The sequence below is a fragment of the Arthrobacter sp. AOP36-F1-5 genome (assembly GCF_058137995.1).
In genome coordinates this window covers 1,076,701-1,092,014 of the sequence record NZ_CM176892.1, presented here as the reverse complement: position 1 = coordinate 1,092,014, position 15,314 = coordinate 1,076,701, and the positions used below count along the sequence as shown (strand labels likewise).

The following is a 15,314-nucleotide window of genomic DNA, read 5'->3' as shown; positions in this document are numbered from 1 at the left end:
ATCAGTCGGTGGCCGAGCGTACAACGGTGTCCCAGAGGGAGTCGACCCACGGCAGGTCGGTCCGGACATCGCCCACGCTCTGCGGGCCCGCGGCGGAATCGTCGCCGGTGGCCCCGACCACCATGTACTTCTTCTCGCCCGGCATGACCAGGTTGATGCGGTTGCGGGCCTGGGCCTTGACGTAGGCCGGGTCGTCCCAGCGGGCGATCTGCGAGGTCAGCTCGGCCTGCTCCTGCTGCTTCTCGGCGATCGAGGCCTGCACTTCGGCGACCTCGGCCCGCTGGTCCATGTAGGTTCCGACGCTGGGTAGCAGCAGGACGGTCACCACGGCCAGGATGACCGCCAGGGTCAGCAACCGTCCGGAGAAGGCCCGGGCCGGGACCGGGGCACCGGCCTCGGCCGGGGCCTGCGTGGCCTCGGGTTCGCGGTGGCCGTTGCCGGAGCGGATCGCCCCGGAGAGTTCCGCGCGTTCGCGCAGCCGCTTCTCGCGGGGCCCGCTCGGGCGTGGCCCGGGACGTTTGCCGGCCGGAGTCGACTTCGCTGCCGACGGTGTGGCCGGTGCCCTCCCGCGGGAGGCCGGCGAGGATTTCGCCGGGGACTTGCCGCTGCCCGGGGCCGCCGGGGTACCTGGCTGCTTCCGCGCGGTGGAGGGCCCTGCGGGCTGCTTGCGGGCCGCCGGCTTATCGGGGGTGGGTTTCTTCGCCGCGGACCGGCCGGCCGCCGATGACGGGGACGGGGAATCCTCGGACGTGTTCCCGGGTCCGGGAGCGGCACCCATCGGGACGACCTTCTGCCGGTTGACCGCCGCCGGGGTGCGGGGGGCGGACGGTGCAGGAACGACGGCGTCTTCGTGGTCGCCGGAGGCGGCGGGGTCGTGCCCCGGCTCGGCAGGCCTGGCCCGTGGCATGTTGGGACGTCGGTTTGCCATGGGTGTCCTTCCGGTCTGCTCGGTGGGTCCGGGGGTGGGCCGGGTGCACGCGCCTGAAAGGCGTGAGGGGAACCGCCGGTGTCCGGCGACTCCCCTCAGCACTTTACGCGTTGCGGTGCGACCTTAGGCGGTGAAACGCGGGAAGGTCGCCTTTCCTGCGTAGAACGCGGCATCGCCGAGCTCTTCTTCGATGCGCAGCAACTGGTTGTACTTCGCGACGCGCTCGGAGCGGGCCGGGGCGCCGGTCTTGATCTGGCCGGCGTTGGTGGCCACCGCGATATCGGCGATCGTGGTGTCCTCGGTTTCGCCGGAGCGGTGCGAGGTGACGGTGGTGTAGCCGTTGCGCTGGGCCAGCGACACGGCATCGAGGGTCTCGGTCAGTGAACCGATCTGGTTCACCTTGACCAGCAGCGAGTTCGCCGTGGCGGAATCGATGCCCTTCTGCAGGCGCTCCGGGTTGGTGACGAAGAGGTCGTCGCCCACGATCTGGACCTTCGAGCCGATGGCGTCCGTCAGGGTCTTCCAGCCCTCCCAGTCGTCTTCGTCCAGCGGGTCCTCGAGGGAGACCAGCGGGAAGTCCTTGACGAGCTGGGCGTAGTAGTCGCTCATCTCGGCGGCCGTGCGGGAGGCCCCTTCGAACTGGTAGGTCCCGTTCTCGAAGAACTCCGAGGAGGCGACGTCCAGTGCCAGGGCGATGTCCTCGCCCGGGGTCAACCCGGCCTTCTTGATGGCGTCGATGATCAGTTCCAGGGCGGCCCGGTTGCTTTCCAGGTTCGGGGCGAAGCCGCCCTCGTCCCCCAGGCCGGTGGCCAACCCGCGTTCCTGCAGGACCGATTTCAGCGCGTGGTAGACCTCGACGCCCCAGCGCAGTGCCTCGGAGAAGGTGGAGGCGCCGACGGGCACGACCATGAACTCCTGGATGTCGACATCCGAGTCGGCGTGCGAACCACCGTTGAGGATGTTCATCAGCGGCACCGGCAGGACGTGGGCGTTCGGTCCACCCAGGTAGCGGTAGAGCGGCAGGTTGGAGGACTCGGCGGCGGCGGAGGCCACGGCCAGCGACACCCCGAGGATGGAGTTGGCGCCCAGCGTCGACTTGTTCGGGGTCCCGTCCAGATCGATCATGATCTGGTCGATGGCCCGCTGGTCGGTGGCGTCCTGGCCGATCAGGGCCGGCTGGATCGTGTCGATGACCGCGTCGACGGCCTTGGTGACGCCCTTGCCCAGGTAGCGGGACTTGTCACCGTCGCGCAGCTCAACGGCTTCAAAGGCTCCGGTGGAAGCGCCGGAGGGCACTGCCGCGCGGCCCAGCGAGCCATCGGAGAGCAGGACTTCGGCTTCTACGGTCGGGTTGCCGCGCGAGTCGAGGATTTCGCGAGCGTGGATGGCATCGATCAAGGCCATGGAAGGTACTCCTTCGTGGGTGGGTTGGGGGCCGTACACAGCATTGGATACGCGGGCACGTTGCCTCGCGTCCCAGCCTAGCCTGTGCCGGGTGTGGAGGAGGAAGTTGGTTGCGCGGCCGTCATGTAACGTGCGACGGCGGTGCGCAGGGACCGTTCGGCGTCCAATCCACGTTCGTGGGCGTCGGCGACGATCCCCAGGAGCAGCTCGCCGAGTTCGGCTTCAGTCTCCACCACCGCGGCGCCCGGCACCGGCGGGGCGGCCGGCGCCCCGGGCCCGCCGCTCCAGCGACGGGCCCGGCCGATCGTCTTGTCGGCCAGGGCGAGGGCCGGAAGATGACGCGGCAGCGAGGAGAACGGGTCGGTGCGGGAGGGGTCCTCGGCGCGTTTGGCGGCATCCCAGGATTCGACGATCTCCTGGACGTCCTCGGGGTAGGTTCCGCGCAGGCTGCCGTCGCGGTGGAAGACGTGGGTGTTGCGGCGGATCATCTTTTCGCTCAGATGCGCGGCGATGTCGGAGAAGTCGAAGGCCCCCCGTTCGGCGGCGATCTCGGCGTGCAGGACCAGTTGCAGGAGCACGTCGGCCAGTTCCCCGCGCAATTCGTCGTCATCCTGGCCGGTTTCGATGGCCTCGAGCAGTTCGTAGGACTCCTCGACCAGGTATTCCACCAGCGAGGCATGGCTCAGTCCGGCGGTCCAGCGGCAGTGCCGGCGGAGGTCCGCAATGATGCCCATAAGGCGTTGCGGCTCCCCCGGCGTGCCCGGGCTCCCCCCGGGCCGGGCCCCGCTCATGATCGGTTCAGGCCTGGTCATCGTCCTGGTCATCGCCGTCGCCGGTCATCCCCGCATATTCGGCGTTGATGTACTCGACCAGGGCTTCGCGTTCCTCCAGCGGCAGGAAGGCCGCCTCGGCCGCGTTGAGCGTGAGCTCGAGCAGGTCGTCCAGATCGTAGTCGAATGCTTCGACCAGCAACTCGAACTCGCCCGAGAGGCTCGTCTCCGACATCAAGCGGTTGTCCGGGCTGATGGTGACGGTGAAACCCGTCTGGTAGAGCAGGTCGATGGGATGGGACTCGATGCCCTCGCCGAAGGCCGCGGTGGCCCCGGTCTGCAGGTTCGAGGACGGGCAGATCTCCAGCGGAATGCCCCGGTCGCGCACCCAGTTGGCGACCGGCCCCAGGGTGACCAGCCCGGTGTCCTCTTCGACCTCGGATCCGTCATCGTCGGTGCCACCGAACTGGATCTCGATGTCCTCGGCGATGCGCACGCCGTGGCCCAGCCGTTCGGCCCGCCCGGTCAGCAGGGCATCGACTATCGAATCCACTCCCGCGGCTTCGCCGGCGTGGACGGTGGTGGGGAAGAAGTTCGTGGCCAACAGATCGAAGGCCTCCTTCATCCGCGAGGGCGGGAACCCGTCCTCGGCACCGGCGATGTCGAAGCCGACGGCCCCGTTGCCGCGATGGCGCAACGCCAATTCGGCGATCTCCACGCCTCGATCGGCATGGCGCATCGCGGTGATCAGCTGGCCGACCTGGATGGGCCGGCCACTACCGGCGACGGTTTCAACCCCTTCGTCCAGGCCCTGCTGCACGGCCTGGACGGCTTCGTCCAGGCTCAGCCCGCCGGCCAGATGCTGTTCGGGGGCCCAGCGCACTTCCCCGTAGACGACGCCGTCGTCGGCGAGGTCCTCAACGAATTCACGGGCCACCCGGACCAGGTTCTCGTGGGTCTGCATGACCGCCACGGTGTGTTCGAAGGTTTCCAGGTAGCGCGGCAACGAACCGGAGTTCGCCGATTGGCGGAACCATTCGCCCAGGGCGACCGCGTCGGTGGAGGGCAGTTCATGGCCTGCCGCGGCGGCGAGTTCGATGATGGTGGACGGACGGAGTCCGCCGTCGAGGTGGTCATGCAGCGAGACCTTCGGCAGGCTGCGGAAGTCGAATTCGGGGTCATAGGCGGTATGGATCAGCTCTTCACTCACGTACCCAGCGTACTGGGCGGGGCAACGCAGCGGAACCACTGAATCCCGGGAGCCCGGGACGGCGTTGCCGCGGCTCAGTGCCCCCGCTCGGCGGGGACTTCCAGCAGCGGGGGCGCCGGCTGGGCGTCCGGGGCCTGCGGGTCCGTGCCAAGCCGGCGCCGCAGGACATTGAGGACCCGGTCCACGATGAAGCCGAACACCATGGCGATGGCTATGGACAGGCCGATCCCCAGCAGCGGGTTGTCCTTCATCCAGTGGCCGCCGACGGCACCGATGGTGGTGGAGTAGGCGCTCCAGGTCAGGCATCCCAGCACGTCGAGCAGGGTGAAACGGCGGCGGGAGAACCGGGTGGCCCCGGCGGTGAAGTTCACCGCCACCCGGCCGACGGGGATGTAGCGGGCCGTGAAGATCAGCAGGGCGCCCCGTCGTTCGAGTTCCCGTCGGGCGAAGGCGAAGGTCCGTCGCGTCCGTGGACGACGCATCCAGCGGAACCGATCCAGGCCGATCCGCCGGCCGAACCCGTAGGCGATCTGGTCCCCGGCCATCGCCCCGGCCGCTCCGACGACGCCCAGCAGCAACAGCGACGGGGACCCCGAGGCCACCGCGACGGACGCCAGCGCCACCAGCAGCGACTCGCTGGGCACCACCGGCATGAACCCGTCGATCAGGCAGAGCAGGAAGAGCAACGGCAGGATCCACCAGGCGGTCGAGGCATGGAGGATGACCTCGTTGACGATCTCCATGAGGCAGGGTCCCTTGGCTGGAATTATTCCGTCTTCCGGTGGACGACGGCGGCCGCACCCGGTCTTCGTCGGGTGATGCATCCAGTCTGGCCCATCGGACCCGGCCGTGGCCTCCCACCCCGGGATGATTACGGGTCCGACCCGGGTCCTCCCCGAGGTCGGCGGACACGCAACCCGGCGGAGCGGCTATTCGGCGATCCGCTCCAGGATCAGGCGTTGGCCGCTCCTGCTGCCTTCGGCGCTGATCACCGCTGCCGACTCCAGTGCCTCCAGGGCCCTGCCGAATTTCTCGGGGGTGTCGGTCAACAAGGTCATCAGCGGTTGGCCGCGGCGGACCACGTCTCCGGGTTTGGCGTGCAGGCGCACCCCGGCCCCGGCCTGGACCTCGTCCTGCCGACGGGCCCGCCCGGCACCCAGCCGCCAGGCCGCCACCCCGACGGAGAGGGCATCGAGTTCGGTGAGCACCCCGTCGGCCTGGGCGTACACGGTCTCCGATTCGCGGGCGACCGGCAGGGCGGCGGCCGGGTCCCCTCCCTGGGCGGAGATCATCTTGTGCCAGACGTCCATGGCACGGCCGTCGGCCAGCGCGGCCGCAGGGTCGGCGTCGTGCACCCCGGCGCCGGCGAGCATCTCCTGGGCCAGCTTCACCGTCAGTTCCACCACATCGGCAGGTCCGCCTCCGGCCAGGACGTCCACGGATTCGGCGACCTCGATCGCGTTGCCGGCGGTGAGCCCCAACGGAGTGGCCATGTTGGTCAGCAGCGCCACCGTCTTGACCCCGGCGTCGGTGCCCAATCCCACCATCGTGCGGGCCAGTTCGCGGGCGTCCTGTTCGTTCTTCATGAACGCCCCGGATCCGACCTTGACGTCGAGGACCAGGGTCCCGGTGCCCTCGGCGATCTTCTTGGACATGATCGAGGAGGCGATCAGCGGGATGGCTTCGACGGTTCCGGTCACATCACGCAGGGCGTAGAGCTTCTTATCGGCCGGAGCCAGCCCCGTCCCGGCCGCGCAGATCACCGCACCGCAATCGGAGAGCTGGTCCATCAGGGCCGCAGTGGACAGCGAGGCGTTCCATCCGGGGATGGATTCGAGCTTGTCCAGGGTTCCGCCGGTATGCCCGAGGCCACGGCCGGACAGCTGGGGTACCGCGACCCCGAAGGCCGCCACCAACGGGGCCAGCGGCAGGGTGATCTTGTCCCCCACCCCGCCGGTGGAGTGCTTGTCCGCGGTCGGCTTGACCGCCCCCGCGGGGGTGCGCAGCGAGGAGAAGTCCATGCGTTCGCCCGAGTTGATCATCGCCGTCGTCCAGCGGGAGATTTCCGCCCTGTCCATCCCGTTGAGCAGGATCGCCATGTTCAACGCCGCCATCTGTTCCTCGGCGATGACCCCGCGGGTATAAGCGTCGATGGTCCAGTCGATCTGTTCGGGACTCAGCGTCCCGCGATCGCGTTTGATGCCGATGATCTCGACCGCGTCGAAGTGCTCGGTGCTCATGCTGGACCTTTCGTCGGTGCTCCGGCCGGATGGCCGGAGCTAGTGCAACAGGGTTTCGGGGCCGAAGGCGTCGGGCAGGACCTGGTCCATGGTGGCGATCCCGCGGACGGTCATCAGTTCCATCCCGGGTCCACGGTGTTCGTAGAGCAATTGCCGGCAGCGCCCGCAGGGCATCAGGATGTTGCCGGTTCCGTCCACGCAGTAGAACGCGCGCAGCCGGCCGCCCCCGCCCATATGCAATTGTCCGATCATGGTGCATTCGGCGCAGAGGACGACCCCGTAGGCGGCGTTTTCGACATTGCAGCCGCTGATGATCCGCCCGTCCTCGGTCACTGCCGCCGCCCCGACCGGGAACTTCGAATACGGGGCGTAGGCGTGTTCCATCGCCGCGGTGGCCGCGATCCGCAGGCGTTCCCAGCCGGCGGGGTCCAGCGGCGTCGTCGGAGGGTGGGGCACGGGCCTACTCCTTCACGTAGGCGACGCCGTTGGAGGCCGGGGGTCGTGATTTCCCGGCCAGCCCGGCGACGGCAAAGATCGTCACGATATAGGGCAGCATCTGCATGAACTGGTTGGGCACCGGGGTGCCCAGGATGCTCAGCACGAACGAGAGGTTCAACGAGAAGCCGAACAACAGGGAGGCGAAGAACGCCCCGATCGGGTTCCAGCGCCCGAAGATCATGGCCGCCAGGGCGATGAACCCCTGCCCGGCGGTCATTTCCTTGCTGAAGGACGAGGACGTCACCAGGGTGAAGAACGCACCCCCGAGACCGGCGACGACCCCGGCGAGCAGGACGTTGGAGAACCTGATGGCCTTGACCCGGATGCCCACCGTGTCGGCGGCCTGGGGGTGTTCGCCCACGGCCCGCACGCGCAGGCCCCATCGGGTCTTGAACAGGCCGAACCAGACCAGGAAGACGGCGACGTACATGCCGTAGCCCAGGATCGTCTGGTCGAAGAAGATCGGACCGAACACCGGGATGTCGGCCAGGCCGGGGATCCTGATGTTGTGGAACGACGGCGGGGAGTTGAACAGGGCCGTATCGGCCTTCATCACGGTGGAGAAGAGGAAACTGGTCAGCCCGGCGACCAGGACGTTGAGTACGACGCCGACGATGATCTGGTTGACCATGTATTTGATGCTGAACACCGCCAGGACCGCGGAGACGAGCATGCTGGCCACCACGGCGGCCAGAACACCGGCCAGCAGGCTCTGCGTGATCGATCCGACGACCGCGGCGCCAAAGGCCCCGGCCAGCAGCTGGCCCTCGATGGCGATGTTGATGACCCCGGTCCGCTCACACAGCACGCCGGAGAGCGAACCGAAGATCAGCGGGATGGCCAACGTGAACGAACCGGCGATCAGACCGGAGAAGTAGACGTTGGGGTTGTTGGCGCTGCCGATGACCCAGACCAGGAAGGCAATGACCCAGATGGCCGCGAAGGCCGGGACCAGCCATTTCGGGGCGGTGGCCCGCCGGGAGGTCAGCCGGAAGGAATACGCCGCCAGTCCCAGCAGCAGGATGGCGCCGATCCATCCCACGAGCGTGGTGCCGAGCATCACGTCGGGGACCTTGATCGCGTCGTGGTCGGTCGAGATGCGGAACCTGGCCGTGGCGCTCGGGCTGCCGATGGCGAATCCGAGAAGTGCCACCAGAGCCAGGACGGCCAGCACCATGGGGGTGCTCCAGTTCCGGTGGGCCGTGCCGACCGACGTCACGCCGGCCGAGGGGGTGGTGGTTGCGGTGCTCACGCTGCTCCTCCGGTCCCGGCGGTCCGCGCCGTGGTGGTCTTGCTCTTCTTCTTGCCGGTGTTGATGCGGAAGATCGCTTGCACCAGCGGCGGGGCGGCGATGAACAGCACGATGAAGGACTGGACGACCAGCACGATGTCGATGGGGATGCCGGTGTTGGATTGCATGCCCACGCCACCGGCCCGCAACGCGCCGAACAGCAGCCCGGCGAAGAGGGTGCCCATGGGTTTGGAGCGTCCCAACAACGCCACTGTGATGGCATCGAATCCGAAGCTGGCGGCGATGTCACTGGACAGGGCGCGTTCGGTGCCCGAGATCTGTGCGGTGCCGGCGAGCCCGGCGAGGGCCCCGGCGACCACCATGGCGGTGATGTAGGCCTTGGAGACATTGATCCCCGCGGTGCGGGCCGCCAACGGGTTGGCCCCGACCGCACGAAGTTCGAAGCCGGTCGTGGAACGGTTGAGCAGCCACCAGACGAAGGCCACCGCGGCCAGGGCCACGACGAAACCGTAATGCAGCCGGAAGCCGCTGCCGAAGATCAGCGGGTAGGCCGCCGAGGAGTCGATGTTCGGGCTGATCGGGTTGTTGGAGCCGGGGCGTTGGAAGCCGGGGGTGGTCAGCAGATAGAGCAGGAAGTAGAGCGCGATGTAGTTGAGCATGATCGTCACGATCACTTCGTGGGCTCCGCGTCGGGCCTTGAGCACCCCCGCGATGCCGCCCCAGAGGGCACCGCCGATGATCCCGGCCACCATCGCCAGGATCAGGTGGATTCCGGCGGGCAGGTCCAGGGTGAATCCGACCCAGCCGGCGAGCAGGGCGCCGACGATGATCTGCCCCTGGCCACCGATGTTGAACAGGCTGGCCCGGAACGCCAGGGCGACCCCGAGTCCTGCGAGGATCAGCGGGGTGGCGTCGGTCAGGGTTTCGGTGAGGGGATAGATCGCATTGGCGAAACCGTCGGCCTGGGTGTTGAAGATGGAGCTGCGGAAGAGCGCCACATAGGCTTCCGACACCGACGTCCACACGGCCCCCAACAGATCCATGGGCCGGGCGAAGAAGTAGCTCGAGGCCTCGGTGACCCGCTCGTCGGTCGCGGCGATCAGGATGGCTCCGACGATCAACGACAACAGGATCGCCAGGACGGACACCATGCCGTTGCCGGTGGTGATCCGAGTCATCAGCGAAGCCTGGGGGTCCGGTCCGGACGCCTCGGCCAGCTGGGCCGGGGAGTTCCCGGCGTCGGCTCCTCCGGGGATCGATCCCGGCTCCCCCGCCGGGGTTTCGCTGTCTGGGGCGACGGGGCCCGGTCCGGGCCCGTCCACGGGATCATTCATTCCCGGACTCCTCTTCTTGGTTCGGGTTCGCAGCCGCGGCACCGGATCCCTGATCCGTGGCCTCGGGAAGCGGGGTGGCGCCGGCCTCGGCGGCGGAGCTGCCGGCCATCATCAGGCCCAGGACCTCGCGCGGGGTGTCTCCGGGGACGATGCCCACCAGGCTGCCCTTGTACAACACGGCAATCCTGTCGGCCAGTTCGGCCACCTCGTCGAGTTCGGTGGAGACGATCAGCACGGGGGTGCCTCCGTCGCGTTCGGCGAGGATGCGCCGGTGCAGGAATTCGACCGAGCCGACGTCGACGCCGCGGGTTGGCTGCGAGGCGATGAAGAGCTTCAGGGGCCGGGACAGCTCCCGCGCCATGACCACCTTCTGCTGGTTGCCGCCCGAGAGGGTTCCGGCATTGGACTGCCCGCTCTGGGTCCGGATGTCGTATTCCTCGACCTTGTCCTCGGCGTTGCGGTTGATCACCGCCGGGCGCATGTTCAGTCCGCGGGCATACGGGGCCCGGTCATATTGGTTGAGCACGAGGTTCTCCGCGACCGTGAACGTGGAGACCAGTCCATCGGTGCTGCGGTCCTCCGGGACGAACCCGACCCCCGAGTTGATGATGGACTTCACGCTCCGGCCCAGCAGGTTCTCGCCCTCGAGCATGACCCGGCCCGTGGCCTGGTCCATCAGGCCCATGATGGCCTGGGTCAGTTCGGTCTGCCCATTGCCCTGGACCCCGGCGACCGCCAGGATTTCCCCCTGGCGCACGCCGAAGCTGATGTCGTCGAGCAGGACCTGGCCGGTGGGGGCCACCACGTTGAGGTGCTCCACGCGGAAGGTCTCCTCCCCCGGGGTGGCGTCCTCCTTGCCCAGGGCGAGGTTCACCTCACGGCCGACCATCAGCGAGGCCAGTTCGCTCGCGGAGGCCTCGGGTTCGGCCTTGCCGACCACCCGGCCCCGACGGATGACGGTGATGACGTCGGAAACGGCCTTGACCTCGCGTAGCTTATGCGAGATGAAGACCACCGAGGTGCCGTTGTCGCGCAGTTGCCCGATGATGCTCAGCAGTTCGTCGGTTTCCTGGGGCGTCAGCACCGCGGTGGGCTCGTCCAGGATCAGGATCCGCGCATCGCGGACCAGTGCCTTGATGATCTCCACGCGTTGTTGGACCCCGACGGGCAGGTCCTCCACGATGGCGTCGGGATCGACGTGGAAACCGAATTGCTCGGAGATCTCACGGATCTTGCGGCGGGTGGCCTCCAGATCGAGGATCCCGGCGGCCTTGGTGGCCTCGTCCCCGAGGGCGACGTTTTCCGCCACGGTGAAGACCGGGACCAGCATGAAGTGTTGGTGGACCATGCCGATGCCGGCGGCCATGGCGTCGCCGGGGCCGTTGAAGGACACCGGCCGGTCGTCGATGAGCACCTGCCCCGAGGTGGCCTCGTAGAGGCCGAACAGGACGTTCATCAGGGTTGATTTGCCGGCCCCGTTCTCGCCCAGCAGTGAATGCACCTGACTGTCTTCGACCACCACGTCGATGTTGTCGTTGGCGGTGAACGAACCAAATTTCTTGGTGATTCCGCGAAGTTCCAATTTCACGTGCTCTACCGTGTTCCCTTCTTTAGCGGCCCGGGCTCCAGGGGATCTGCCCCGATGCACCGTGGGCCATCGAATCCAGCGTAGCCGCGAATCGTTGGACGTCGGATGAGGCACGCGCCGCCCGTTTCCGGGATGGTCTCCCGTCTTTCCGGACGGCGCGCGCCGTGTCTGCTGGTTGGTCCTGACCCATCGCTTCGATGGGTCGGGACCTCCCGCGGACTATTTCTTCGGGCTGGACGGCGACTCGACCTTGATGTCGCCGGAGATGATGTCGGCCTTGATGTCGTCCAGCTGCGACTTCATGTCATCGGAGACATCGGAGTCGAAGTCGTGGAACGGTGCCAGGTCGACACCCTTGTTCTCCAACGTCCCGACATACGGGGTGTTGTCGAACTCGTCGTCCAGGTCCTCGGTGATCACGTTCTCGACGGCCTCACCCATCAGCTTCATGACGGAGGTGAGCACGAATTCCTGCCCGGAGGGAAGTGACTCGTAGCCATCGGAATCGACCCAGACGACCTTGGCGTCCTTGCCGTTGGAGTTGGCGTCCTTAACGGCGTCGATGGTGCCCAGGCCCACCGGACCGGCGACGGGCATGATGATGTCCGCCCCTTCGTTGATGAAGTTGGTGGTGGTCGTCTTGCCCTTGCCCTGGTTCTCGAAGTCGCCGGTGAACGTACCGTTCTGCTTATCGGCGTTCCAGCCCAGGACCTTGACCTTCTCGTCGTTCTTCTCGTTGTAGTACTGCACCCCTTCGTCGAAGCCGTCCATGAAGATGGTGACGGTCGGGATGTTGATGCCGCCGTAGGTGGCGACCTTGCCGGTCTCGGACGTCCCGGCGGCCAGGTAGCCGGCCAGGAAGGCGGCCTGGGCCGTGTCGTAGATGATCGGCTTGACGTTGGGCAGGTCGATCGAGTCGTCATCGATGATCGCGAAGTGCGCGTCCTCGGTCTTCTCCGCCAGGTCCTTGGTGGCATCGGCCAGCAGGAAGCCCACGGTGATGGTCAGGTTGCACCCGCCCTTGACCATGGAGTTCAGGTTGGGCTCGAAGTCGGTCTTGGCCTTGGACTCGGCCTGCTTGGTCTTGATGCCCAGGTCCTTCTTCGCCTTCATCAGGCCCTCATAGGAGGACTGGTTGAAGGAGCGGTCGTCGAATCCGCCGGAGTCGGAAACGATGCAGCCGGTGTAGTCGGCGGCGCCGGGGTGGCTCGAGGCGGCCGAATCATCGCCACCGGAATCCGGGGCGGCCCCGCAGGCGGTCAGGACGAGGGCGGAAACGCCCAGGACGGCGGCGAGCTTGCCGGTGGAGCGCTTCAGGGTGCGCGGTGACTTCTTCAAGGTTCCTCCAGTGACGAGTGATGCTTCAGGGCCACCCCCTCCACGGGCCAGGTGACCTACCTGGGCCCCTCGAACGGGTGCCGACCGCCTTCGGCCTCCACATGAGGGGAGGACGTGACGGAAGATACAGTATGCCCCACTCGGACCGACCTGCCAGCACAAATAGTTGACACGACTATATTGTTGACCTTTTGTTACCTGCTGGTAGCTCGATCAGACGCTTTGTCCAGGATTGATGGCGCGCAGGGCGGCAGCAGCCATGACCCGGATGCCGGTTTCGATGGCCTTCTCGTCCGGGATGTAGTCACCGCGATGCAGATCGTAGGTCTCCCCTCCCGATGTACGCGTTCCCAGCCGCATCATGGCCCCGGGAATGGTGTGGGTCATCCAGGCGAAGTCCTCCCCGCCCATGGACTGCGGGATGAGCACGATGGCCTTCGACCCGATCTCGGCGCGCGCGGCCCGTTCGATCAGATCCGTTTCCGCTTCGGCATTGACCACCGGCGGGACCCCGCGGGTGTGCTCGAGTTTCACGTCGACACCATAGGGGACGGCGATCTGACGGACGACCTCATCCAACAGCACCCCCGCCGATTCCCAGGCGTCCCCGTCCAGGCAACGCATGGTCCCGGCCAGGTAGCCCGCGGCGGGGATCGCGTTCGGGGCCGACCCGGCATGGATCTGGCCCCAGACCACCGAGACGGCGCTGCGCACGTCGATCCGCCGGTTGAGCACCGCCGGGACACCAACGGCGATCTCCGCCAGGGCGAAGACCAGGTCCTCGGTCAGATGCGGTCTGGAGGTGTGGCCGCCCCGGCCCGATAGTTCGATTTTGATGGTGTCGCTGGCACTGGTGATCGCCCCGATGCGGGTGCCGATCGTCCCGGCGTCGACCCGGGGTTCGCAGTGCAGGGCCAGGATGCGCGGGACCCCTTCGAGGACTCCCTGGGCAATCACCGACAGGGCCCCGCCGGGCATGGTCTCCTCCGCCGGCTGGAAGATCACCCGGATCCTGCCGCCGAGTTCACCGGCGGCGTGCATGCGCCCCAGGGTCAGGGCCACCCCGAGCATGACCGTGGTGTGGATGTCGTGCCCGCAGGCGTGGCAGACCCCCTCCCGGGTCGAGGCGTAGTCCAGCCCGGTTTCCTCCAGGATCGGCAGGGCATCGATATCCGCCCGCAGGCCCAGGGCGATGTCCCCCTCACCGATATCGACGTAGAGCCCGGTCCCCTCCAGGGCCCGTGGCTCCAGTCCGGCCGCCTCGAGCTCCGCCAGGATGCGTGCCGTCGTCCGGGTCTCCTCGAAGGAGAGTTCCGGGTTGGCGTGAAGGTCACGTCGGAAGCCCACCAGTTGGGGCAGCAACGGCTGCGCCCAAGGCCCGATCGCGGGATAGGTCGTCTGCCTCGAGGAATCGTAAGTCACAGAAGCGACTTTACGGCGTCGCCGCGGCAACCACCGAGTTTGCAACGCATCATTTCGTGCGCGTCACCGGCCGGCGGGAACCCGGCTACAACACGTCGAGGTCGCCGGAGGCCTTGAGTGCCTCGACGGCCTTCTTCACGGACTGGGCATGGTCGCTGGTGGTGACCAGCAGTGCATCCCCGGTATCGACGACGACCACGTCCTTGATGCCGATCAGGGCGATCATGCGTTTGGTGTCCGAGACCACCACTCCGGAGGCATCGTCGGCGTAGACCCGGGCCCCGTCCCCCAGCACGGTGAGGTTGGTGGCCTCGCTGGCCGGATTCAGCCGGCCGATGGCGGCGAAGTCGCCGACGTCATCCCAGGTGAATTCACCGGGGATCATTGCGACGTCGCCTTGTTCGGCTGCTGGTTCGGCCACCGCATAGTCGATGGCGATCTTCGGCAGGGTCGGCCAGATGCGCTTCTTCACCGCATCGCGTTCGGGGGTGTCCCAGGCGTCGGCGATCTCCATCAACCCCGCATGCAGTTCCGGTTCATTGCGTTCGAGATGGTCGAGCATCAAGGACACGGGGGCGACGAACATCCCCGCATTCCACAGGTAATCCCCGCTGTCGACGTAGCGCTGGGCCACTTCCTCGTCGGGCTTCTCCACGAATTCGAGCACCGAGGTGGCGCTGGGGGCCCCTTCCACGGTGAGGGCATCGCCGGCGCGGATGTAGCCGAACGCCGTGGACGGTGAGGCCGGTTTGATCCCGATCGTCACGATCTTGCCGGTAGCTGCGGTCAGGATGGCCTCGCGGACGGCCTCCTGGAAGACCTCCACCGGTCCGATGACCTGGTCCGCGGCAAAGGACCCCATGATGATGTCCGGATTCCTCCGGTGCAGGATGGCTGCCGCCAGGCCGATCGCCGCCGCGGAGTCCTTCGGCTCGGATTCGAGTACGAGGTTCGTTTCGCTCAGTTCGGGCAACTGCGACTGGACGGCTTCGCGGTGGGCCTGCCCGGTGACCACCATGATGCGCTTCTCGGCCAGGGGAACGAGCCGCTCATAGGTTGCGCGGATCAGCGTCGTCCCCGATCCGGTGAGGTCGTGCAGGAACTTGGGGGCGGCCGCTCGGGAGAGCGGCCACAGCCGCGTTCCCACGCCGCCGGCGGGGATCACGCCGTGGAAGCGCGCGAGGAGGTCATCATTCATGGATCCCACAGTAGGCGATCACCGAACCGTTTCGCTGGAGGACGGGCTGGATTTAGGGCACGAAAATGTCACGTATTTTCCGCGCGAATCCGCGTATTCCCCCTCGTCACCACGGTCGCCGTGAGGCTCGCC

At 67.3% G+C, this 15,314-nt stretch carries 13 protein-coding genes; all 13 read right to left on the bottom strand.

Annotation, left to right across the window (positions count from 1 at the left end):
- Window position 1: 1 nt before the first annotated feature.
- The gene (locus AC3ZI9_RS05020) at window positions 2–928 is read right to left on the bottom strand and encodes an FtsB family cell division protein (protein WP_489923917.1); all 927 of its coding nucleotides are present in this window, start codon (window positions 926–928) and stop codon (window positions 2–4) included.
- Window positions 929–1,051: 123 nt separating this feature from the next.
- Window positions 1,052–2,332: a phosphopyruvate hydratase gene (gene eno, locus AC3ZI9_RS05015; RefSeq protein ID WP_444554260.1), complete on the bottom strand. Its 1,281-nt coding sequence runs from the start codon at window positions 2,330–2,332 to the stop codon at window positions 1,052–1,054.
- A 77-nt stretch (window positions 2,333–2,409) separates the two neighbouring features.
- The gene (locus AC3ZI9_RS05010; RefSeq protein WP_444554261.1) at window positions 2,410–3,144 is read right to left on the bottom strand and encodes a MazG nucleotide pyrophosphohydrolase domain-containing protein; all 735 of its coding nucleotides are present in this window, start codon (window positions 3,142–3,144) and stop codon (window positions 2,410–2,412) included.
- Entirely contained in the window at window positions 3,131–4,312 is a 1,182-nt protein-coding gene (locus AC3ZI9_RS05005; protein WP_489923916.1) for an adenosine deaminase, read from the bottom strand. Before AC3ZI9_RS05005 ends, AC3ZI9_RS05010 begins: the two co-directional genes overlap by 14 nt.
- A 74-nt stretch (window positions 4,313–4,386) precedes the next feature.
- Window positions 4,387–5,055 carry a DedA family protein gene (locus tag AC3ZI9_RS05000; protein WP_444554263.1) on the bottom strand — a complete coding sequence of 223 codons (669 nt, stop codon included), beginning with the start codon at window positions 5,053–5,055 and terminating at the stop codon, window positions 4,387–4,389.
- Between the two features lie 186 nt (window positions 5,056–5,241).
- Window positions 5,242–6,552: a thymidine phosphorylase gene (locus AC3ZI9_RS04995; protein WP_489923915.1), complete on the bottom strand. Its 1,311-nt coding sequence runs from the start codon at window positions 6,550–6,552 to the stop codon at window positions 5,242–5,244.
- 39 nt (window positions 6,553–6,591) lie between these two features.
- Window positions 6,592–6,936 carry a cytidine deaminase gene (locus AC3ZI9_RS04990; protein ID WP_489924020.1) on the bottom strand — a complete coding sequence of 115 codons (345 nt, stop codon included), beginning with the start codon at window positions 6,934–6,936 and terminating at the stop codon, window positions 6,592–6,594.
- Window positions 6,937–7,012: 76 nt separating this feature from the next.
- Entirely contained in the window at window positions 7,013–8,302 is a 1,290-nt protein-coding gene (locus AC3ZI9_RS04985; RefSeq protein ID WP_444554266.1) for an ABC transporter permease, read from the bottom strand.
- Entirely contained in the window at window positions 8,299–9,636 is a 1,338-nt protein-coding gene (locus AC3ZI9_RS04980) for an ABC transporter permease (RefSeq protein WP_444554267.1), read from the bottom strand. Before AC3ZI9_RS04980 ends, AC3ZI9_RS04985 begins: the two co-directional genes overlap by 4 nt.
- Window positions 9,629–11,224 (bottom strand): ABC transporter ATP-binding protein, encoded by a 1,596-nt coding sequence (locus tag AC3ZI9_RS04975; RefSeq protein ID WP_444554268.1) that lies wholly within the window; start codon window positions 11,222–11,224, stop codon window positions 9,629–9,631. Before AC3ZI9_RS04975 ends, AC3ZI9_RS04980 begins: the two co-directional genes overlap by 8 nt.
- Window positions 11,225–11,443: 219 nt before the next feature.
- Window positions 11,444–12,562, bottom strand: coding sequence for a BMP family lipoprotein (locus tag AC3ZI9_RS04970; protein ID WP_444554269.1), 1,119 nt, complete (start codon window positions 12,560–12,562; stop codon window positions 11,444–11,446).
- Window positions 12,563–12,775: 213 nt separating this feature from the next.
- Entirely contained in the window at window positions 12,776–13,984 is a 1,209-nt protein-coding gene (locus AC3ZI9_RS04965; RefSeq protein WP_489923914.1) for an amidohydrolase, read from the bottom strand.
- Between the two features lie 85 nt (window positions 13,985–14,069).
- Entirely contained in the window at window positions 14,070–15,182 is a 1,113-nt protein-coding gene (locus tag AC3ZI9_RS04960) for a mannose-1-phosphate guanylyltransferase (protein ID WP_444554271.1), read from the bottom strand.
- Window positions 15,183–15,314 lie beyond the last annotated feature (132 nt).

What these genes read in the sequence shown, in the direction of transcription:
- AC3ZI9_RS04995 (WP_489923915.1), bottom strand. Translation starts at nt 6,552, where the DNA reads ATGAGCACCGAGCACTTCGACGCGGTCGAGATCATCGGCATCAAACGC.
- AC3ZI9_RS04960 (WP_444554271.1), bottom strand. Translation starts at nt 15,182, where the DNA reads ATGAATGATGACCTCCTCGCGCGCTTCCACGGCGTGATCCCCGCCGGC.
- AC3ZI9_RS05010 (WP_444554261.1), bottom strand. Translation starts at nt 3,144, where the DNA reads ATGACCAGGCCTGAACCGATCATGAGCGGGGCCCGGCCCGGGGGGAGC.
- AC3ZI9_RS04990 (WP_489924020.1), bottom strand. Translation starts at nt 6,936, where the DNA reads ATGGAACACGCCTACGCCCCGTATTCGAAGTTCCCGGTCGGGGCGGCG.
- eno (WP_444554260.1), bottom strand. Translation starts at nt 2,332, where the DNA reads ATGGCCTTGATCGATGCCATCCACGCTCGCGAAATCCTCGACTCGCGC.
- AC3ZI9_RS05000 (WP_444554263.1), bottom strand. Translation starts at nt 5,055, where the DNA reads ATGGAGATCGTCAACGAGGTCATCCTCCATGCCTCGACCGCCTGGTGG.
- AC3ZI9_RS04980 (WP_444554267.1), bottom strand. Translation starts at nt 9,636, where the DNA reads ATGAATGATCCCGTGGACGGGCCCGGACCGGGCCCCGTCGCCCCAGAC.
- AC3ZI9_RS05020 (WP_489923917.1), bottom strand. Translation starts at nt 928, where the DNA reads ATGGCAAACCGACGTCCCAACATGCCACGGGCCAGGCCTGCCGAGCCG.